The organism is Mucilaginibacter flavus, from assembly GCF_030409315.1.
Lineage (GTDB): Bacteria > Bacteroidota > Bacteroidia > Sphingobacteriales > Sphingobacteriaceae > Mucilaginibacter > Mucilaginibacter flavus.
Genome location: NZ_JAUFPS010000020.1, coordinates 23,246 through 43,047 on the forward strand (window position 1 = coordinate 23,246; position 19,802 = coordinate 43,047).

16 protein-coding genes and 2 tRNA genes are annotated in these 19,802 nt (G+C 42.3%); 10 read left to right on the top strand and 8 right to left on the bottom strand.

Annotation, left to right across the window (positions count from 1 at the left end):
* The first annotated feature begins 33 nt into the window (after window positions 1–33).
* Entirely contained in the window at window positions 34–2,679 is a 2,646-nt protein-coding gene (locus QWZ17_RS06815; protein WP_290304314.1) for a zinc-dependent metalloprotease, read from the top strand.
* Between the two features lie 135 nt (window positions 2,680–2,814).
* Here the strand turns inward: QWZ17_RS06815 and QWZ17_RS06820 are convergent, their stop codons facing one another.
* The gene (locus QWZ17_RS06820; protein WP_290304315.1) at window positions 2,815–3,087 is read right to left on the bottom strand and encodes a hypothetical protein; all 273 of its coding nucleotides are present in this window, start codon (window positions 3,085–3,087) and stop codon (window positions 2,815–2,817) included.
* A gap of 204 nt (window positions 3,088–3,291) precedes the next feature.
* Here QWZ17_RS06820 and QWZ17_RS06825 point away from each other — a divergent pair, with 204 nt between their 5' ends.
* Both QWZ17_RS06825 and QWZ17_RS06830 read left to right on the top strand, forming a co-directional pair.
* Complete coding sequence (locus tag QWZ17_RS06825; RefSeq protein WP_290304316.1) at window positions 3,292–4,269, top strand: collagen-like domain-containing protein; 978 nt, start codon at window positions 3,292–3,294, stop codon at window positions 4,267–4,269.
* 210 nt (window positions 4,270–4,479) lie between these two features.
* A complete protein-coding gene (locus tag QWZ17_RS06830) occupies window positions 4,480–7,395 on the top strand; it encodes an outer membrane beta-barrel protein (protein WP_290304317.1) in 2,916 nt (971 codons plus the stop codon).
* A gap of 108 nt (window positions 7,396–7,503) precedes the next feature.
* Here QWZ17_RS06830 and QWZ17_RS06835 read toward each other — a convergent pair whose 3' ends face one another.
* Window positions 7,504–7,878 (bottom strand): response regulator, encoded by a 375-nt coding sequence (locus QWZ17_RS06835; RefSeq protein ID WP_290304318.1) that lies wholly within the window; start codon window positions 7,876–7,878, stop codon window positions 7,504–7,506.
* A gap of 276 nt (window positions 7,879–8,154) precedes the next feature.
* On the opposite strand from QWZ17_RS06835, the gene QWZ17_RS06840 reads away from it, so the two are divergent.
* Window positions 8,155–9,594, top strand: coding sequence for a glycoside hydrolase family 30 protein (locus tag QWZ17_RS06840; RefSeq protein WP_290304320.1), 1,440 nt, complete (start codon window positions 8,155–8,157; stop codon window positions 9,592–9,594).
* 23 nt (window positions 9,595–9,617) lie between these two features.
* Window positions 9,618–11,396, top strand: a complete 1,779-nt coding sequence (locus tag QWZ17_RS06845) for a cellulase family glycosylhydrolase (RefSeq protein ID WP_290304321.1) — start codon at window positions 9,618–9,620, stop codon at window positions 11,394–11,396.
* A gap of 135 nt (window positions 11,397–11,531) precedes the next feature.
* Here QWZ17_RS06845 and QWZ17_RS06850 read toward each other — a convergent pair whose 3' ends face one another.
* The 6 genes from QWZ17_RS06850 to era all read right to left on the bottom strand — a co-directional run bounded on the left by QWZ17_RS06850 (window position 11,532) and on the right by era (window position 17,675).
* On the bottom strand, window positions 11,532–12,284 hold the full coding sequence (locus QWZ17_RS06850) for a hypothetical protein (RefSeq protein WP_290304322.1): 753 nt from the start codon (window positions 12,282–12,284) through the stop codon (window positions 11,532–11,534).
* Window positions 12,285–12,731: 447 nt separating this feature from the next.
* Window positions 12,732–13,577 (bottom strand): glucosaminidase domain-containing protein, encoded by an 846-nt coding sequence (locus QWZ17_RS06855; RefSeq protein WP_290304323.1) that lies wholly within the window; start codon window positions 13,575–13,577, stop codon window positions 12,732–12,734.
* A 47-nt stretch (window positions 13,578–13,624) separates the two neighbouring features.
* Entirely contained in the window at window positions 13,625–14,161 is a 537-nt protein-coding gene (locus QWZ17_RS06860) for a glucosaminidase domain-containing protein (protein WP_290304325.1), read from the bottom strand.
* Window positions 14,162–14,164: 3 nt separating this feature from the next.
* Window positions 14,165–14,803: an O-methyltransferase gene (locus tag QWZ17_RS06865; RefSeq protein ID WP_290304326.1), complete on the bottom strand. Its 639-nt coding sequence runs from the start codon at window positions 14,801–14,803 to the stop codon at window positions 14,165–14,167.
* Between the two features lie 547 nt (window positions 14,804–15,350).
* Window positions 15,351–16,652, bottom strand: coding sequence for a ribosome biogenesis GTPase Der (gene der / locus QWZ17_RS06870; RefSeq protein ID WP_290304327.1), 1,302 nt, complete (start codon window positions 16,650–16,652; stop codon window positions 15,351–15,353).
* Between the two features lie 147 nt (window positions 16,653–16,799).
* Window positions 16,800–17,675: a GTPase Era gene (gene era / locus QWZ17_RS06875; protein WP_290304328.1), complete on the bottom strand. Its 876-nt coding sequence runs from the start codon at window positions 17,673–17,675 to the stop codon at window positions 16,800–16,802.
* Window positions 17,676–17,824: 149 nt separating this feature from the next.
* Here era and QWZ17_RS06880 point away from each other — a divergent pair.
* The 5 genes from QWZ17_RS06880 (at window position 17,825) to QWZ17_RS06900 (ending at window position 19,788) form a co-directional block, all read left to right on the top strand.
* Window positions 17,825–17,901, top strand: a tRNA-Met gene (locus QWZ17_RS06880).
* Between the two features lie 137 nt (window positions 17,902–18,038).
* A tRNA-Met gene (locus tag QWZ17_RS06885) sits at window positions 18,039–18,115 on the top strand.
* A 128-nt stretch (window positions 18,116–18,243) separates the two neighbouring features.
* Window positions 18,244–18,819 (top strand): Crp/Fnr family transcriptional regulator, encoded by a 576-nt coding sequence (locus QWZ17_RS06890; protein ID WP_290304330.1) that lies wholly within the window; start codon window positions 18,244–18,246, stop codon window positions 18,817–18,819.
* 73 nt (window positions 18,820–18,892) lie between these two features.
* Window positions 18,893–19,306: a DUF4267 domain-containing protein gene (locus QWZ17_RS06895; protein ID WP_290304331.1), complete on the top strand. Its 414-nt coding sequence runs from the start codon at window positions 18,893–18,895 to the stop codon at window positions 19,304–19,306.
* A 32-nt stretch (window positions 19,307–19,338) separates the two neighbouring features.
* Complete coding sequence (locus QWZ17_RS06900) at window positions 19,339–19,788, top strand: cupin domain-containing protein (RefSeq protein WP_290304333.1); 450 nt, start codon at window positions 19,339–19,341, stop codon at window positions 19,786–19,788.
* Window positions 19,789–19,802 lie beyond the last annotated feature (14 nt).

Below are 19,802 nucleotides of genomic sequence, written 5' to 3' on the forward strand. Positions count from 1 at the left end.
TTACATAAGTTTACGTTTAAACTATTGTAATAAATGAAAAACAACCTTGTAGCAGGCCCGTATATCCGTGGCGCTGCATTTATGTTAGCTGTTTTGGCGGCATCCTGCGCCACAAAAAAACAAGCGGCTAATCAAACCTTAACACTCAAAACAACTACCGGGCCAGGCGGTACCACAGCAACCGCTACTACTGGCGCACCTAAAAAAGAAGGTATTAAAAAGTTTAGCGATGTGATAACCGGCAAGGTTAAAGCAGATAGCGGTCTTTTTAACACTTATAAGGTTGATGGCAAATACTACTACGAAATTCCGGATTCGTTATTGAACCGCGAAATGCTGGTGGTAACCCGCTTTGTTAAAACACCAACAGGTTTAAGAACCTTTGGGCAGCAATATGGCGGTGAAGAACTTAACCAACAGGTTTGGAAATGGGAACGCCATGATAAACAGGTTTTTGTACGGGTACCCAGCTATTCGATAAGGGCCGATAGCACATCGGATATGTACCAGTCTGTTAAAAACTCCAACCTCGATGCTGTTTTAGCTTCATTTGATATCAAGGCTTTTAATAAAGACACTACTGGTGTTTTAATTGATGTATCTGATTTTTACAATGGCGATATCGCAGCCATCGGTTTATCTGATGATGTGAAAAAAGCCTATAAGATTTCGGGCGTGGATGCTTCCCGTTCTTATATAGATACGATAAAAAGCTTTCCGATCAATCTGGAGGCCCGCACCTTAAAAACTTACCGTTCTGGCGAGTCGCCTACCGATAACTCAAACGGGGCCGTAACGTTTGAATTAAACACTTCCATGTTATTGTTGCCAAAAACGCCAATGAAACCCCGCATCAGCGATGCAAGGGTGGGCTTTTTTGGTCAAAGCCAAACCGATTTTGGTACCGATAAGCAAAAATCACAGGTTACCTCATACATACACCGCTGGAAACTCGAGCCTAAAGACGCGGCAGCTTACAGCCGTGGCGAACTGGTGGAGCCTAAAAAGCAAATTGTGTATTATATAGATCCGGCAACACCAAAAAAATGGGTACCATATCTTATTGCCGGTGTAAACGATTGGAATAAAGCTTTTGAAGCCGCTGGTTTTAAAAACGCTATTGTAGGCAAAATAGCACCTACTAAAAAAGAAGATCCTGATTTTAGTACCGAAGACGCCCGTTACAGCGTTATCCGCTACTTCGCGTCAGATGTAGAGAACGCTTACGGTCCTCACGTATCTGATCCGCGTACCGGCGAAATCCTGGAAAGCCACGTTGGGTGGTACCATAACGTAATGAACTTGCTGCGCGATTGGTACCTGATCCAAACAGCGGCCGTAAACCCAGCCGCTCGCAAGGCCCAATTTACAGACGAGCAAATGGGCGAGCTGATTCGTTTTGTATCATCGCACGAAATTGGCCATACATTGGGCTTGCCGCATAACTTTGGTTCAAGCTACGCCTACCCGGTTGATTCATTGCGGTCGAAATCATTTACTGATAAACACGGTACCGCTCCATCAATTATGGATTATGCCCGCTTTAACTACATCGCCCAGCCAGGTGATGGCGTTACGCATCTGTACCCGCAAATTGGCGAGTACGATTTATGGTCGGTAAAATGGGGATATACCTGGTTCCCGGGCAATAAAACAGCCGAGCAGGAAAAAGAAACTTTAAATGTATGGACTACTAAAAATGCCGGAAACCCACTTTATTATTTTGGCCGCCAGGGTACTTCAATAGATCCGCGCCTGCAAAATGAAGACTTGGGCGATAACGCCATGAAAGCAAGTACTTACGGTATTGCCAACCTTAAACGCATTTTGCCGAACCTGGAAAAATGGACCTATCAAAAAGGTGAAGACTATGATGATGTGAGCGAGTTGTATAACGAAGTGTTAGGACAATATTACCGCTACATGGGCCACGTTACTACCAATATTGGTGGCATGAACGAAAACTTTAAAACTTACGAGCAAAAAGGCCCGGTTTATGATTTTGTAAACAAAAACCTTCAGCATGATGCCGTTGACTTTTTAAACAAACAATTATTTACTACACCCTACTGGCTTATTGATAAAAATGAGTTAAGTAAATTTGATAACGGCGTCGTAATTAACCGCATTAAAGCTTTGCAGGTTAACACATTGGGTAACGTGTTAAGCCCATCACGGTTGGCGCGTATGTTTGATAACGAAGCCAAAAACGGCACGGCTGCTTATACAGTAGCGCAACTATTTACGGATTTAAATACCGGCATTGTAACAGGTGCCAAACCAGACGTGTTTAAGCGCAACCTGCAACGTGCTTATGTTGAAAACCTGAAAAGCCTGCTTAATACCGATTTTAGCTTCAGCTTTCCGGGAGCCTCATCTGCGCAACTGGCCTCATATGGTTTAACGCCAATTAACATCCTGTTATCTGACATCAGGCCAATGGTGCGTGCTGAGTTAAAGAAGATTGACGCTGCCCTGCCAAAAGGCGGCGATGCTTTAACCGCTGCCCATTTTGTTGATTTACATTTGAGGATTAAAGAAGCGTTAAACCCAACCCGTCCAATTGTTAATTTACCGGGGGGCGGCACTTTCAGGGGTATTAATGCCGATGAAATTTTGAAAGAAAATAACGATAAAGGTTATTTAAACTGCTGGCCCAAAACAAATGTTGATAACTAATTGGTACCCGCAATAAAAATTGGCACAAAAAAACCTGCTTAGTTACTAAGCAGGTTTTTTATTTATATGGAGCCAGGTAAGCACCTTAAGAATAGCTATAAAAATTATACTGATTACATCAGCAATAATAGGCGATTATTTAAGCTGACTGATATTTTCAAAAAAAGCAACCTGTAAATCAAGCAACGATTTTACATCTATTTTTTCGCCATAAGCATCAAAACAAAGAAAGGTTGCCCTTTCTGGTTGGTTTCTGCGCGCTTTTTCAAGGAAATTGAATGTTTCAAAAAAGTAATGATTAATTGTAACATTATTTTTACCGTTTGTTTGCGAGGCATTAAGCCTAAAACCGATGGCATCTATCCACCGATGTACTTTTGCGTGTAAACTGTTGCTTATGTTGTTCATAGGTTAAAATGTTTTTAAGTATAACGAAAACTCTCGGCTTTTTGTTATAACTATCTTTTAACATTTGTTTAATAAATGCATTCATAACCTATAGCTAAAACATCATCAATACCTAAATAATAAATTTGTATCAACATTTTGTGAAACTAATTTTCCACATATTCCGTAATAACACCCACTATAATATTACTAAATCATATCTATATGAGAAGACTACGACTTTTACTACCCGTTTTATTAATTTGCATGATAAGCGCTAACTCGTGCAAAAAAGATAAAACGCCTGGCCCTACAGGCGCTACCGGTGCAACTGGTGCACAAGGCGAAAAGGGAGATACAGGAGCAACAGGAGCACAAGGCCCGCAAGGAGCAACAACAGGTATACCAGGCCCAACTGGTGCAACCGGTGCTACAGGAGCAACCGGCGCCACAGGCCCTGCCGGCCCGAAAGGTGATACCGGCGCTACTGGTGCAACAGGCGCTACCGGCCAAACAGGTGCTACGGGTGCAATTGGCCCGCAAGGCCCGGTTGGTGCTACAGGCCCTCAGGGAGCAACCGGTGCTACAGGAGCCACGGGCGCTACTGGTGCAACGGGAGCTACCGGTGCAACAGGTGCACAGGGAGCAACAGGTGCACAAGGCCCAATTGGTGCAACAGGCCCGCAAGGTGCTACGGGTGCAACAGGTCCTGCCGGCCCTAAAGGAGCTACTGGCGCAACGGGTGCTACCGGAGCTACGGGTGCAACAGGAGCCACCGGCGCTACAGGTGCAACAGGAGCCACCGGCCCCGCTGGACCTAAAGGTGATACCGGTGCAGATGGCACTATTAATATCAACAGTTATATCATCACCAACCAGAATGTTAGTTCGGCGGCGGCATTAAAACTTAATGTACCCGCTATTACTGCAGATATTGTTAACAAAGGTGTTGTTTTGGTTTACTTAAGAGTTACAGGAACAACAGGTTTTTACGGATTACCTTTTGTTAGAACAACAAACGCTATTTACCAGGGCGATACCGGTGTAGGCTACGTAAACATTACAGCTAACTTCAACTCGCCAGGGTACGACTTTAAAGTGGTTGTAATACCAGGCGGTTCTGTTACTACCTTACAGGTTACCCATCCTGGTCTTAACATTAACAGCGCAAGTGAAGTAGCATCTGCACTACATCTGAATTAATTTAAGAACATATCTTATAACAGCAAGAGCCGGCATAGTCCGGCTTTTGTTGTTTATAAATGTAACAATAGTATGATTGATAGGCCTTTAATAGGTATATGTGTAACAATTATATGTTCATTATTTAATAAGCCCTTTATATGTTGAACATTTGTACTTTAATTGTGTCTATAGTTAAAAAAAGAAAAAACCGTAAGCTAAATATATAACATGAAATCCTTTTTACTCATTGTAAGTATTACCTTTTTAAGCCTCCTTGGCGCACACGCGCAATCTGCCCACGATATCAGCGGGGTTGTTGCCGATACCACTAAACTCAGCTTACCCGGCAGTAGTATAAAAATGGTAAGCAACACCGGCGATAGCACGCTAACCATTGCCGATGCCAATGGTAAATTCACTTTTAACGGCGTTAAAGGCAAAACGATAACGCTCACCATATCATCTATTGGTTTTATAGGTATCAAGAAACACTTTTCGCTGGCGGACGATAACAAGCCGGTTGACCTGGGCCTGATTATCCTGAAAGCAGAAACCAATATGCTTAACCAGGTAACTATTGTTGGCGCGGCTAATCCTATCACCCTTAAAGAAGATACGGTAGTATACAACGCGGCTGCTTACAAAGTAAGGGAAAACGCTCCTACTGAGGACCTGATCAGAAAACTACCCGGCGTAGATGTTGACGTAAATGGCAATATTACCACACAAGGTAAACAGGTTACCAAAGTGCGTATAAACGGCAAGGACTATATGGGCGGCGACGTGCAAAGCGCTACCAAAAACCTGCCTGCAGATATCATTGAAAACATACAAATGATTGATGATTACGGCGACCAGGCCAACCTTACCGGTGTAAAAACCGGCGAGCCCGAAAAAATCATGAATATTACCATCCGCAAGGATAAAAACTACGGTTATACTGCCCAGGCAACTGCCGGCGATGGTCGTGACGCGTTGCCTTCAAAAGATGGTGTGCCCAATGATAACCGTTACATAGGTTCATTGAACGTTTTTAACTTCCACGGCGATCAACAAATTGCCTTGCAGGGAAGCATTAACAATACCAACGTAAATACGTTCTCATTCGGCAGCACCGGCGGCGGCGGTGGCGGTGGTTTTGGCGGCGGCGGTGGCCGTGGTAATGCTGGCCGTGGCGGTGGTAATAGTGGTAGCTTAATCACTGCTGCAAATGGTATTACCGATGCGAAATCTATCGGTTTAAACTTCCGCGATCAATGGGGTAAGGCCTTATCTGTATATGGTAGCTACAGCTTTGCAGATAACACCACAAACACTACCAATAATATCTTCCAGCAAAATACGTCTTCGCAAAATCCAAGCAACCAAACGCAGTTAAGCCAGGAGAAAGATAATAAGGTAAACCACCGTATCAACTGGAACATGGAGTACAAGCCGGATACCATTAATTATTTAAAGCTAACTCCTACTTTTTCATACGCTGGTACCAGCACAAATGAAGCCGATAATGTAAGCCTTACCCAAAAGGAAGCCATAACATCGGCCTATAACTCTATTACCAATGGCAACTCGCAATCGCCTACCTATGGTATCACCGCTTTATTTAACCACAGATTTGGCGGCAGGCGTAATTTAAGTATATTGGTTAACGCCAGCTCGGCACCAACATCGGCCTACCAAAACCCAATATATGATTATACCGCGGGTACGCCACCAGCACCAGAAAACCAGGTTATTTATACTTACAGCCGCACTAATACGTACGGCACCAATGTATCGTACCTTAATCCGCTGGGAAAACGTTCATACCTTGAACTTAATTATGCCTTCAATCACTCGGTTACGGTAAATAATAAAGAAACAGATACCTTAAGCAATGCCAATACATATAATGAGTACGATTTGCTGAGCAATAAATACAATTATACTTTTACAACCAACAAAGTAGGTTTAAACTACAGGTTTATTGAAAAAAAATATAACTACACCTTAGGTTTGGGTGTACAGCCATCGGTGTTAGATGGAAACTCGGTATTAACCGGCGCGCAAACACACAAAGCTACATTCAACTACATCCCTACAGCCCGTTTCATTTACAACTATTCGCGCAGTAAATCATTCAGCATTAATTATAACGGGTCAAACGCGGCACCAAGCTTCAGCCAGTTGCAACCGGTTGTTGATTTATCAAACGCGTTGTACCCGGTTCAGGGTAACCCTTACCTAAATCCGGCGTTTACCAACAACGTATCTATCAGGTATAACAATTTTAGTTTTGCAACCGGCAATGTGTTTTTTGCCAATCTTAGCTATCAAAATATATCAAACCAGGTAGTAACCAATACCATTACCTCAAATACATCAAATCGTATACTTACTCAGTATTTAAACGCCAACGGTTTTTACAATTTTACTGGTAGGGTAAACTATGCCAAACCATGGGCCGAAAGAAAGTACACGCTATATTTAAACGGTACCGTACAGTATAACAATAACGTAGGTTACTTAACCAACATTAATGGCGATCCGCTGGCAGCTACCGCGCAGGAAATATCTGAAGCCGAGCAAAAGAATATCGCCAAAAACCTTGTTTTAACACCAGAGGTTAGGTTTAGGGTTGATTTACCAAACATTATTGACGCCCAGGTATTAACCAACTACAACGTTAACAGAACCAGTAACTCCATACAAAACAATTTCAACAACTCTATAACCAATATCAGAACCTGGAATGTGGGCCTAAACGGTAAAAACTATTTTGGCGATTGGGTATTTAGCTACGATTTTACAAAAGCTACCAATTATGGCTATGCTTCCAATATCCAGGTAACCAATCCTAATATTTTAAACCTGTATGTTGAGCGCAGGTTCCTCAAAAATAAAGTAGCTACAATTCGTTTATCAGGCTTTGATTTGTTTAACCAAAATACCGGTTATTCGTCAACCACAACGGCCAGTTCAATTACACAATCAAGTGTAAACAGGCTTGCGCGTTATTACCTGCTAACCTTTACCCTGCGCCTGCAAAAGTTTGCCGGCAAAGCGCCAACGCAAGATATCCGTAACGGCGATAGGCAAAGAGGTGGCCCTGGCGGCGGCGGTCCTGGTGGCGGTGGCCCTGGCGGTCCAGGTGGAATACAATAATATGCCTCCAAACAAAAAGACCTCATCTTTATCGGATGAGGTCTTTTATTTATATGAAATAGCTTCCTGTGGCTTTATGCTTTATGCTTTTCGCCGTGGGCTTTCAGCTTACTCAGTTACCAATACTTTATTTATTACACGCTCCAACTCTTCCAGATCAAAAGGTTTGGCAAGGTAGGTTTGCGCGCCGGCATGATTGGCCAGGATCTGAATATCGCTATTGGCAGAGAAATAGATTACCGGGATATCTTTAAGTTCCTCTGTTTTTTTAAGGGTTTGGGTGGCAATGATGCCGCCTGCATCAGGAATCCAATTATCCATAAGGATAACATCCGGTAAAATGCCGGATACTTTTTCGGTTATATTATTACAATCTGTATAGGTGTGTACCTCCCAGCCTTGCTCTTCTAAAATATAACTACAAATGGAAAGGATGTCTTCGTCATCATCAAATATGATGATCTTTTTATTGGAATCTTTCATTGAGATAGTGCAAGTGAAAATAAAACAAGTTTTTAATAAAAGCAAATAATTTTAGTTTCTAATTAAAAGATGCACACGCAGGCACTTTTAAAGCACCCCTTCAAATCCACTACCGGCTATTATTGTTAACGGGCTATCCCAATCAATAACATAGCTTTGTGTACTAAATACACGTAAATTATCAGTTACTTAGCCATTTACCTGTTTTTAATCCAAAAACAATAATAAATTTACTCAACCAATTATTCATAAATCATCTCCAAAATCAAGTGCATTATGCATAAACCTTTTAATATTAATGCTATTAATAAGCAATTGGCTTTAATTTTAGCAACAATGGGGCTCTTGGGATCGGCAACCATAGCATCGGCACAAAAAGCTGAAACCGCGAGCCTTTGGCTTACCAAGGCAGATAGATCGGCACTGTTTCAAAAGCAGGCAGATGTTTTGCCTTTTAAGGCCGACGGCAAAGCTAATGACCTTACCATCGCTGTTAACGATAAGGAAACCTATCAGCCTATTGACGGTTTTGGTTTCGCGCTTACCGGCGGTAGCGCCATGCACATCATCCGGATGAGTAGCGATAGCCGCGCGGCTTTGCTTAAAAATCTTTTTGCTACCAGCGATAACAACATTGGAGTAAGTTATTTGAGGTTAAGCATTGGCTCGTCAGATCTTAATGAAAAAGTTTTCTCGTATGATGATATGCCCGCCGGGCAAACCGATCCAACATTAAAACACTTTGATCTTGGGCCCGATAAGCTGGATGTGATCCCGGTGATGAAACAGATTTTGGCTATCAACCCGGCTATTAAAATTTTAGGGTCTCCATGGTCGCCCCCGGCCTGGATGAAAACCAATGAAGATACCCGTGGCGGCAGGTTAAAGCCCGAGTATTGGGGCACCTATGCCAAATACCTGGTAAAATACATACAGGGTATGAAAGCGCAGGGAATTAATATAGACGCGATAACTATTCAGAACGAGCCATTGCACCCCGGTAATAACCCCAGCCTGTTATTAGTAGCGCCAGATGAAGGCGCGTTTATTAAAAACAATTTAGGTCCGGCGTTTAAAGCGGCCGGCATCAAAACCAAAATTATTTTATATGATCATAATGCCGACAGACCCGATTACCCAATCTCTATCCTAAATGACGCCGCGGCGCGCAAGTACATTGATGGTTCGGGTTTTCACCTTTATGGAGGCAATATAGAAGCCCTGAGCGATGTTCACAACGCCCATCCCGATAAGAACATCTATTTTACCGAACAAATGGTTGTAGAGCCCGAAAACCAGGCTACCATCAATATCATAAACCCGGTTAAACGACTCATCATAGGCGCTACCCGCAACTGGAGCCGTAACGTATTAGAGTGGAACCTGGCCGCCGATCCGGAATATAAACCATACACCGATAGGGGTGGATGTCCCTCATGCCAGGGCGCGGTTACCATTGATAAAAACGAGGTAAAGAAAAACATTGCTTACTACTCCATAGCGCATGCTTCTAAATTTGTAAGGCCAGGTTCGGTGCGCATAGCTTCAAATAGTTTAGATAAACTGCCCAACGTGGCCTTTAAAACACCCGATGGTAAAAAGGTTTTGATTGTGGCTAATACCGGCAATGCAGCGCTTGATTTTGATATCAAGTATCAAGGTAAAGTCCTTGCCACGCATTTAGATCAGGGTTCAGTAGGTACTTATATCTGGTAGTTAAAATTCTAATTAAAAAGATCATGTTCATACAATCTGTTAAAAATATATTTTCGGCAAAAGGGCTTTTGGCGTTTTCGGTTGCCTCGTTCTTATCGGTACAAAGTAAAGCCCAGCAAGGCTTTTTAAAGGCCGATGGCAAAAAAATAGTGGATGAAAAAGGCCACAACGTACTGCTGCGCGGCATGGGCCTTGGTGGCTGGATGCTGCAGGAAGGCTATATGCTGCACGTTACCAACGATAGCCGCCAATACCGCATTCGTGAGCGCCTGGAAGAGTTAATGGGGCCTGCCGAAACCAAGGAGTTTTATGATACCTGGCTGGCCAATGGCACCCGCAAAATTGATGTGGACTCGATGAAGCGCTGGGGATTTAATTCCATCCGCCTGCCTATGCATTATAATCTTTACACTTTACCCATCGAAAAAGAACCTGTAAAAGGGCAAAACACCTGGCTTGATAAAGGCTTTAAAATGACCGACGATTTGCTGGCCTGGTGTAAAGCCAACCATATGTATCTTATTCTTGATTTGCACGCCACGCCGGGCGGCCAGGGTAATGATTTGAATATATCCGACAGGAATACCGATAATCCGTCGCTTTGGGATAGCGAGGCCAACCAGCAAAAAATGATTGCCCTTTGGCGCAAACTTGCCAATCGTTATAAAAATGAACCTAATATTGCCGGTTACGATATCATCAACGAACCCAACTTTGGCTTTGACGATCCGGTAAACGACAAAAACGGCTTACATGAAAAAACAAATGCGCCATTAAGGAAGCTGATGGTTGAAATTACCACCGCCATTCGCGAAGTTGATAAAAAGCACATCATTATTATTGAAGGCAATGGCTGGGGTAATAACTACAACGGCATACTACCTACCTGGGATAAAAACATGGTGCTGAGTTTTCATAAATACTGGAACTACAACGATCAAAAATCGGTTGAGCATATCGTTAAAACCCGCGACCAATACAATGTACCCGTTTGGCTTGGCGAAACCGGAGAAAACTCAAACGTGTGGCTAACCGAAGCAATTGGACTGCTGGAAAAAAATAACATAGGCTGGGCTTTATGGCCTTTAAAAAAGATGGGCAATAACAATCCTATTGAAATACCATCAAACTTAAACTACAATGATGTTGCCAATTACCTGAACACGGGCAAACATAAACCCAAAGAGAGTAACGTTTACAGCGGCACCATGGAACTGGCCACTTATGCCAAATTAGAAAATGCCATTATTCACCACGATGTAATTGACGCTATTTTCCGCCAGCCTCATACTACAGCTACCAGGCCATTTAAAGCCAACAAAGTAAAAAACGGCACTGTGATTAATGCTGTTGACTATGACCTTGGCCGCAACGGGTTTGCTTATTTTGATACGGATACTGCAGACTACCATGTATCAACCGGCAAATATGGCAAAGGCAACAACGGGTATGTATACCGCAACGATGGTGTGGATATTGCCAAAGATTCGACAGCCTATGACAGTTATTTTGTTGACGATATTGAAAAAGGCGAATGGCTTCAATACACTGTAAAGGCAATAACTCCCGGCACGTACGCTGTAAAACTCAAAATAGCCGCCGCGGCCGATGATGGAAAGATAACTTTTAGCGTTAACGGCGTTGCCCAAACTGTTGCCGTACCAAGCACCGGGGGATTTAAAAAGTGGCAAACAGTAACGGTAAAAGATGTAAAGCTTAAAGCTGGAAGCAACAAAATAAAGGTGTATGCCGATATGGGTGGGTATAATTTTAAAAGTTTGGAGTTTGGTAAGGAGAAGTAATATAAGAAGATACTATTTGTTATTCGGTTTTCAAAATCCGCCGATACTTGGAAGCGAAAATAACAAAGTGACGAAAGACTTACGAAGTTTTAAAAACTTCGTAAGTCTGGGATTACGTTATATCAAGGACTTTTCTCAATTATTAGTCACCGTAGGCGTTACCAACGGCGCTAAAGAAAACGTTCTTGGCGAGCGTAAAAAGCGGCGCAGGTTGGCTTTAATACTGGCTATAAACTCATAATCGGTTGTGGTTTTAACCAGGTAGTAGCCGGGGCGGTAACGCTGCATAAAATCGGTAAGCTGCTGATCTTTAAGGCGGGTTACGCTGGCCACAAAAGGGCGGTTAAAGCGGTAGTCTATTTCTTGTTGATGATAATCTTTCTCGATGGTTTCGCGTAGCTTGGCCGCGTTGCGTCCGCTACGGCTAAAGGCGTTATACAGAGCATCTATACCGATACCCGCCCCCAGGCCCGGCGCTACCGATAGCAGGCTTTGGCTATATTCTGACCCATAAATTTTAGTATAATCGCGTTTGGTGGCAGCAAATTGTTTTTCGGGTGTAAGTAAGGTATCCCGGATAAAAACCTCCTTCAGCATAATGGCAGATCGTTTCATGTAAACAGCAAGGGCATCGTTGCTTTTTACATGCAGCGTATCGTTAAAATGATCGGGCTTGCTAAATATCAGTACATCGCCGGGCTGGGCTTCAATGCTAAACTCGCCTTTAAGACTGTTATAAACCGATTTTCCACTGGTAACATTCACAATATTTACTTTGGCAATACGGTCTTTGCTATCCTTATCAAACACAATACCCTCTACAGCTTTTTGTTGTGCAAAAACCCGTACAGATAAGGTGCAGAAAATGAGGAACAACCATATTTTCATTGTGGCGCCAAAAATAAAAATTCGGCCGCGTTTAGCCATAGTATTTAACAACAATTAACTTTTTTGGGAGCAAGGATTTTGGGAGCAAGGAATAAGGACTTTTTGCCTTCCGTCATTGCGAGTTATAAAATCCGGTGGACTTTGAAAGTGGATATGACAATCACTTTTAATCCCGACGTCATGCCGAACTTGTTTCGGCACCCCACTTGCTAAGTATACTTCATACCGTCGCTTGTCCTATGGGGTCCTGAAACAAGTTCAGGATGACTTCCATTTTTACAACTTGTCATGGGTAGGTACGAAGCAATCTCCAAACTATACAGAGCCAAACTACAAGGCCGATCTGCCTATGTTGAGATTGCTTCGTACCTCGCAATGACGGGATTCTTTTTGCCCTTTTCCTTTTGTCTTAACTCTTGATTCTAATCTCTTGATTCTTTCCCCTCCCTACTTAACAACTACCAGTTTTTGTCCAATATGGATGTTATTATCTGGTATACTGTTTAACGCTTTTAACTCATCAACAGTTATTCCAAAACGTTTAGAAATGTTGTATAGTGTGTCACCTTGTTTAACGGTGTAAATCTTATCGTCGGGTTTTGTTTTGGTGAGGGTATCTGTGGTGGGTTTGCCGATGCTATCGTTAATCTGCGAAAGTACCCGGTCTTCACGTTTTATTTTGGCAACCTCGCCTTCGGGGCGGTCATATTGGTCAAGGTTATATTTCACAATAAGGTTGATGAGCAGCTGCGGATATTTGGGGTTAGTGGCATAACCGGCAGCTTTTAAACCTTTAGCCCAGCCTTCGTAATCGTTTTTATCCAGTTCAAAAAGTTTGGCGTAGTTTTTACGTTTTAAAAAAGTGGAGTGATCACGAAATGAGTCTTCGGGATTATCATAAACGCGGAAACAATCATTTACCTGGTCGTCATCTTTATAATAGCTTTTACCTTTCCAGTCGCTGGTGCATTTAATGCCGAAGTGGTTATTAGCAAAACGTGCCAGTTCGCTGTTGCCCGCTCCCGATTCAAATAAGCCTTGTGCAAGCGTAATACTCGCCGGGATGCCATATTGGTTCATTTCCAGTATGGCTATGGCCTTAAAACGATCAATATACTCTAACGATGTTGACTGTTTATAATTGGCGATAGAAGCGCTGTTGGCCTTTTGAATACTGCTGTTATTGCGTTTAACATCCCGGTTGGAGATTGACCCGGTGGTTGTTTTTTTGCGTGCCGAGCACGAGCTGAAACATATTACAACAACAGATAAGAGTAGAAATGATTTTTGCATAAAGCTAAACCTTGATATATAGCGTTTTTAAAACGCCAAAATAAAGATTATTGTTTAGCTTCTGCTATTTCTTTAGGTTGTTCTGACGGGTTTTCATCCAGGTCATTCAAATCGTATTTTTTGATGATCCCTAAAACCTGTGCTGCCCATTTGCGGCTGCTGGCATAACCGCTGCGCTGAATACCGTGCGCCCAGCCGGCATAGTCATAATGGGTAAGTACATCGGCCAGGTGACTGAATTGTTTACGCTCAGTCATGATGCGGGCAAAATCCTGGAAAGAATCAAAAACCGAATCGTATTTTTTGTATGAGGTTCTTACTTTTTTATTGTGTTTAATAAAAACTACACTGCCTCCACCTTTTACTCCAAATTGATTATTAAGGCCTTGTGCTATAGTGCTGTTACCATTAGCCGATTCATGCATGGCTACGCCTAAAACGATGCTTGCAGGTATCCCGGTTTCGTGCATGATGCGAATGGCATCATCTTTGAACTTCTCGATATATGATTGTGAAGTGTTCTTTTGTGCTGAAGCAGCAAGTGTTGAGATCAACAGTGTAGTAATCAGTAAGATTTTCTTCATAATTTATTTTTTTCTGATAACCAGCAAGCCATCGCGTACGGGCAGGATCAGCTTTTCTATCCTGCTATCAACAGCTATTTGGTCATTTAGTTTGCGGATATTCTCGGTATCGGTATCTTTTTCGGGTCCGTACACCTTTCCTTTCCACAAAACATTATCAATTATTATTAATCCTCCGGATCTGACTTTGTCAAAAACCAATTGAAAGTATGTAAAATTATTCTTTTTATCAGCATCAATAAACACCAAATCGAAAACATCTGCCTCTAAATCAGGGATAATGGCTTCTGCCTGCCCAAAATGAAGCTTTATTTTGTTTTCAACATTTGTTAGTTTAAAGTGTGAATTGATGATATCCTCCATTTCGCGGTTAACCTCGATGGTGTGGAGGATGCCACCTTCAGCCAATCCCTCGGCCAAACAAATTGCCGAGTAGCCGGTGTAGGTGCCAATTTCAAGGATGCATTTAGGCGCTACCATTTTGCTCAAAAAACTAAGCAGCCTGCCCTGGTAATGCCCCGATAGCATATGGGGCCTTAATACCTTTAAATGCGTTTCGCGATTCAGTTGCTGCAAAGCCTCCGGCTCCGGATCGCAATGGTCATCTAAGTAAGCCAGTAAGGCATTAGGGAGAATATCCATGCTGCAAAGGTAAGGAAATTATTTTTAATGGGGCAAAGGGGGCGGTTTGGAGCAGGGGAGTTGTTCTTGGGTAGTCTTTAATTGACTGTTAATTAATAAATTGTAAGCTTATGCCGGTTAATAGACAGGTAGTCGCGATGCGGCATTTGGAGGGTGGGGCACGTTGCTACAAACAGGTAGCCGCGATGCGGCAGGCATAACAGTAGAGTTTGATATTTATATGACGATTTCCTATTAGTAAGCCTTACTTCCTGCCGCATAGCGGCTACATATTTGTAGAAAATAGCATAAAGGTTTTATGCGCCGTAGGTGCTACCTATTTACTGGTAAAGTAAAGTGTCCCCTATTTGATTTAAAAATGGTCTTCCTGATTTTGCCCAAACGACGATGCCGTGTATTGTAGCGCTTACGGATACGTTTTACAGTTCCGGATTAAACAAACAAGGGACTCACCAACCGGTAAATCCCTTATTGTAATTTTTGAAGACCAAATGATCAAAAATCATCTGCACACCTGCATATTTAAAATCTGCACATCTGTAAAGCCCTATTTCTGCCTGAACCACACCTGTACCGGCGCGCCGCTAAACTCAAAGTTTTCGCGTAGTTTATTTTCAATGAAGCGATAGTATGGTTCTTTCACATACTGCGGGAGGTTACAGAAAAACGCGAACATAGGCGATGAGCCTGCAATTTGGGTGATGTATTTAATTTTTACGTATTTGCCTTTGATAGATGGCGGCGGGTATTTTTCAATGATGGGTAACATTATCTCATTCAATTTTGAAGTAGGGATTTTGCGGGCGCGGTTTTGGTAAACCTGATTGGCTACATCAATTACTTTTAATACACGTTGTTTTTCGGTAACGGAAGTGAACACGATAGGCACATCTGTAAAGGGAGCAACTTTCTCGCGAATCATTTCTTCAAAAACCTTAACGGTTTTGTTGTTTTTTTCAATCAAATCCCATTTGTTCACTACCACCATAATGCCTTTTTTATTCTTTTCGGCCAGGTGGAAAATATTGATATCCTGCGATTCGATACCTTCAACGGCATCAATCATCAGTATGATCACGTCGGCCTCTTCTAAAGCCTTAATGGTGCGCATTACCGAGTAAAATTCGATATTTTCTTTTACCTTGGTTTTTTTACGCATCCCGGCAGTGTCAATCAGCATAAAATCATGACCGTACTGGTTGTAATGGATATGGATAGAATCGCGGGTGGTGCCGGCAATAGGGGTAACAATGTTACGATCTTTACCAATCAATGAGTTGATAATAGATGATTTGCCCACGTTTGGCCTGCCTACAATGGCGTATTTAGGGCGGGTATTTTCTTCCAGGATCTCATCATCAAAAGTTTTAACAACTTCGTCCAACAAATCGCCGGTCCCAGAACCGGTCATGGATGAGATGCTGTAAATCTCGCCCAGGCCTAAGCTGTAAAACTCAGTTGCATCAGATAGCAAAGCGTTATTATCTAATTTGTTAACCACCACAAACACCGGTTTTTTACTGCGACGCAGCATGGTGGCAATTTCATCGTCAAGATCGGTAATTCCGGTGGTAACATCTACCATGAACAAAATTACCGAAGCTTCTTCAATGGCAATTTCAACCTGCTCACGAATGGCAGCCTCAAAAATATCAACAGAGTTGGCTACGTAGCCGCCAGTATCAATAACGGTAAACTTGTTGTTTAGCCACTCCGATACACCGTAGTGCCTATCGCGGGTTACGCCGCTAAAATCGTCAACAATGGCTTTGCGGGTTTCGGTTAAGCGGTTATATAAGGTTGATTTGCCTACGTTTGGGCGGCCAACAATGGCTACTATGTTACTCATGCTTTTAAATTAGAGTCAAGAAGTAAGAATCAAGATTCAAGATTTATACAAATCTATCCATCTTAAAATTCTCATTCTTATTTAAATGAAATTTTATTACTGAGCCAAGCAATATCCTGATTCTTGACTCTTGATTCTAAAGGTCTGTTACTCGTACCCAAATTTTTTCAGGTAATTTTTTTTGCTGCGCCAGTCGGGTATTACTTTTACAAACATTTCCAGGAATATTTTCCTTTGGAAAAAATCTTCCATATCACGGCGGGCGTACGTACCTACTATTTTAAGCATGCTGCCACCCTGGCCAATAATTATATTTTTTTGCGAATCGCGCTCTACAATGATCTCGGCACTAATGCGGTGCAGCTTTTCGCCTTCCACAAACGCGGTTACAATAACCTCGGCACTGTAAGGAATTTCCTTTTTGTATTGTTTAAGCAACTGCGCGCGGATCATTTCCGACGCGAAAAAACGGTCGTTCCTATCGGTCAGCTGGTCTTTTTCATAATAGGCCGGATGCTCGGGCAGGTCGCTTATTACAAAGTCCATCACTGCTTTAATATTATGATCATGCAGGGCCGATATAGCGAAGATGGCTTTAGGGTTTAATTTCTCCTGCCAAAATTCAATCTTCTTTTTTACGGTTTCCTCATCGCTTTGGTCAATTTTGTTGATTAACACGGCCAAGGGGGCTAATGAACCTTCCAGCTTCTTTAAAACGTCGGTTTCATCGTATTCTTCGTAAATATCGGTAACTAATAAAATAAGGTCGGCGTCAACGATAGATCCGTCAACCTGGTGCATCATGCTTTCGTGCAGGGCATAGTGCGGTTTAATAACACCTGGCGTATCAGAAAATACAATCTGGTACTCATCGGTGTTCACAATTCCCAAAATACGGTGGCGTGTAGTTTGCGCTTTGGGCGTAATAATGGACATTTTTTCGCCTACCAAGGCGTTCATAAGGGTTGATTTACCGGCATTGGGCTTACCAATTATACTTACAAAACCTGCCTTGTGACTCATATAAAAATAATTAAAAATATATTTGGACTGCAAAGAAACGAATTATATCTTTGCAGTCCAATTAAAACGGAGTGCAAATTGCATTTTTGACAATTGGAAACAAACATTTCGGGTTTATGTCCGTTATGTAAATACCAACAAAAAGATAGTGCGGGATGGAGCAGTTGGTAGCTCGTCGGGCTCATAACCCGAAGGTCGTAGGTTCGAGTCCTGCTCCCGCTACCCACGAAAGCCTTAGATTGAAAAATTTAAGGCTTTTAATTTCAAAACGGAGGGATAGCAATATCAGGCCAAAATAAAAACTCCTGGCGAGCAGGAAAACCATTACAGAGTTTATGACTGTAATGACCAAATTAAAAATAGTGCGGGATGGAGCAGTTGGTAGCTCGTCGGGCTCATAACCCGAAGGTCGTAAGTTCGAGTCTTGCTCCCGCTACCCAGTTAAAAAGCCTCTTTGAGAAATCAGAGAGGCTTTTTTGTGTTTGCACGAGTTTTGGCGGACGTCAGCGCGGTGGTAATACTTGCTATAGACCCGATTTTTCCCCAAAAATTCTCTTACCTTAATCAAATGGATTTGCTTATTGAAAATATCCGGGCGCTTGTTCCATTGTCGGCTTCCGACGAGGAGATCATCAAAAGCCTGTTTCGCAAAAAGATTGTTAAAAAGGGCGAACATGTGCTGGAGGCCGGTGAGGTTTGCAAGCATATTTTCTTCATTGAAAAAGGATTAGTGCGTTATTACCTTTTCAATAACGGCGAAGAGCAAACCCATTATTTTGGTAAAGAAGGCGAATGGGGTTGCGACTACCAGAGTTTTATCCCCCGGGTGCCAACCACTGTAAGCATACAAGCTATAGAAGATACCACGCTATGGAAAATCAGTTACGATGATATGCAAACTTTTTATCAGACTGTTAAGCATGGGGAAAGATTCGGTCGTTTAGGCATTGAGCAGGTTTTTATCAATATAACACGACAAAAAGATTCGCTATACACGGATAAGCCTCAAATACGTTATGAAAAATTCATACAGGGCTTTTTTGATGTCGCCCAGCGTATTCCTCAATATTACATTGCTTCTTACGTAGGCGTTAAGCCCCAATCTCTAAGCCGTATCCGTAAAAGAAGTTCAACTCAGATTTGATTTATTAACCCAGGTGCATCAATGCTGATTGCTGCCACAATAATTTTGTGTTGTAATTCAAATACAGATAATTATGACAACAAAAATTTGTTATGCACTCGCATTTTTAACCGGCCTGGGATTGGTTTTTATCGGTGCCCGTTTTCTTTTGTCGCCCGAAATAGCCGAAGCCGGATACGGCATACATTTTAAGGAACAGGGCGACTATTCCTTTCACTATATTAAAGGGATCAGGGATATATTTTCTGGCTTGTTGCTTTGCACTTTTGTTTTGACCAATGAAAGGCGGGCTTTGGCCATAACGCTGTTAGCCGGTACAATAGTCCCTATTGCCGATATGCTTGTTGTACTAAACAAAAGTTACAACAGCGTTCAGCAAGCCATGCCTCACATCACCGCCATCATCATTTGCTTTGTATGCGCAATGGTTTTATTGGCAAGTAAAACCTCAAAAAAACTACAAAAACACCGCCCCACGTTAAACTGATTACCTCGGCAGAAACCAATAAAGAAAGCGTATTGGAATTTAATATTCTCCCAGGCGAAAAAACACCCGGGCATTACCACACCTTGTTTGCAGAAACGTTTGAGATTTTAAGGGGTACTTTAGAAGTTGGGAAAGGCGAAGACATCCTCCACCTCCAACAAGGAGACATAGCAATCATAAATCCAAACGAAAAGCATTATTTTCATAATACTACGGAAGCGGAGTGCATGGTAAAAGTAAGCATCAACCCTGGTAATCAAAACTTTGAAAACGTGCTTCTAATCTCCAAAGGACTTGCAAAAGATGGTTTAGCAAGCGCTGCAGGAACTCCAAAGAAAATTTCAGACCTGGCTTTGTTTGTTTACCTCAATAATTCTAAGATGATCGGGATTCAAAAAAAAGCGGAGCCGGTATTTAATTATATTGCGAGAACCGCTATAAAAAGAGGGTGGTTAGCTGAGCTGATACAGAAATATTGCTAAGGAACAATTGGCTA

Coding starts and splice junctions, on each gene's coding strand:
- QWZ17_RS06890 (WP_290304330.1), top strand. CDS start 18,244: ATGGATTTGCTTATTGAAAATATCCGGGCGCTTGTTCCATTGTCGGCT.
- der (WP_290304327.1), bottom strand. CDS start 16,652: ATGAGTAACATAGTAGCCATTGTTGGCCGCCCAAACGTAGGCAAATCA.
- QWZ17_RS06865 (WP_290304326.1), bottom strand. CDS start 14,803: ATGGATATTCTCCCTAATGCCTTACTGGCTTACTTAGATGACCATTGC.
- QWZ17_RS06830 (WP_290304317.1), top strand. CDS start 4,480: ATGAAATCCTTTTTACTCATTGTAAGTATTACCTTTTTAAGCCTCCTT.
- QWZ17_RS06855 (WP_290304323.1), bottom strand. CDS start 13,577: ATGCAAAAATCATTTCTACTCTTATCTGTTGTTGTAATATGTTTCAGC.
- QWZ17_RS06850 (WP_290304322.1), bottom strand. CDS start 12,284: ATGAAAATATGGTTGTTCCTCATTTTCTGCACCTTATCTGTACGGGTT.
- era (WP_290304328.1), bottom strand. CDS start 17,675: ATGAGTCACAAGGCAGGTTTTGTAAGTATAATTGGTAAGCCCAATGCC.
- QWZ17_RS06860 (WP_290304325.1), bottom strand. CDS start 14,161: ATGAAGAAAATCTTACTGATTACTACACTGTTGATCTCAACACTTGCT.
- QWZ17_RS06820 (WP_290304315.1), bottom strand. CDS start 3,087: ATGAACAACATAAGCAACAGTTTACACGCAAAAGTACATCGGTGGATA.
- QWZ17_RS06840 (WP_290304320.1), top strand. CDS start 8,155: ATGCATAAACCTTTTAATATTAATGCTATTAATAAGCAATTGGCTTTA.
- QWZ17_RS06815 (WP_290304314.1), top strand. CDS start 34: ATGAAAAACAACCTTGTAGCAGGCCCGTATATCCGTGGCGCTGCATTT.
- QWZ17_RS06845 (WP_290304321.1), top strand. CDS start 9,618: ATGTTCATACAATCTGTTAAAAATATATTTTCGGCAAAAGGGCTTTTG.
- QWZ17_RS06835 (WP_290304318.1), bottom strand. CDS start 7,878: ATGAAAGATTCCAATAAAAAGATCATCATATTTGATGATGACGAAGAC.
- QWZ17_RS06825 (WP_290304316.1), top strand. CDS start 3,292: ATGAGAAGACTACGACTTTTACTACCCGTTTTATTAATTTGCATGATA.
- QWZ17_RS06895 (WP_290304331.1), top strand. CDS start 18,893: ATGACAACAAAAATTTGTTATGCACTCGCATTTTTAACCGGCCTGGGA.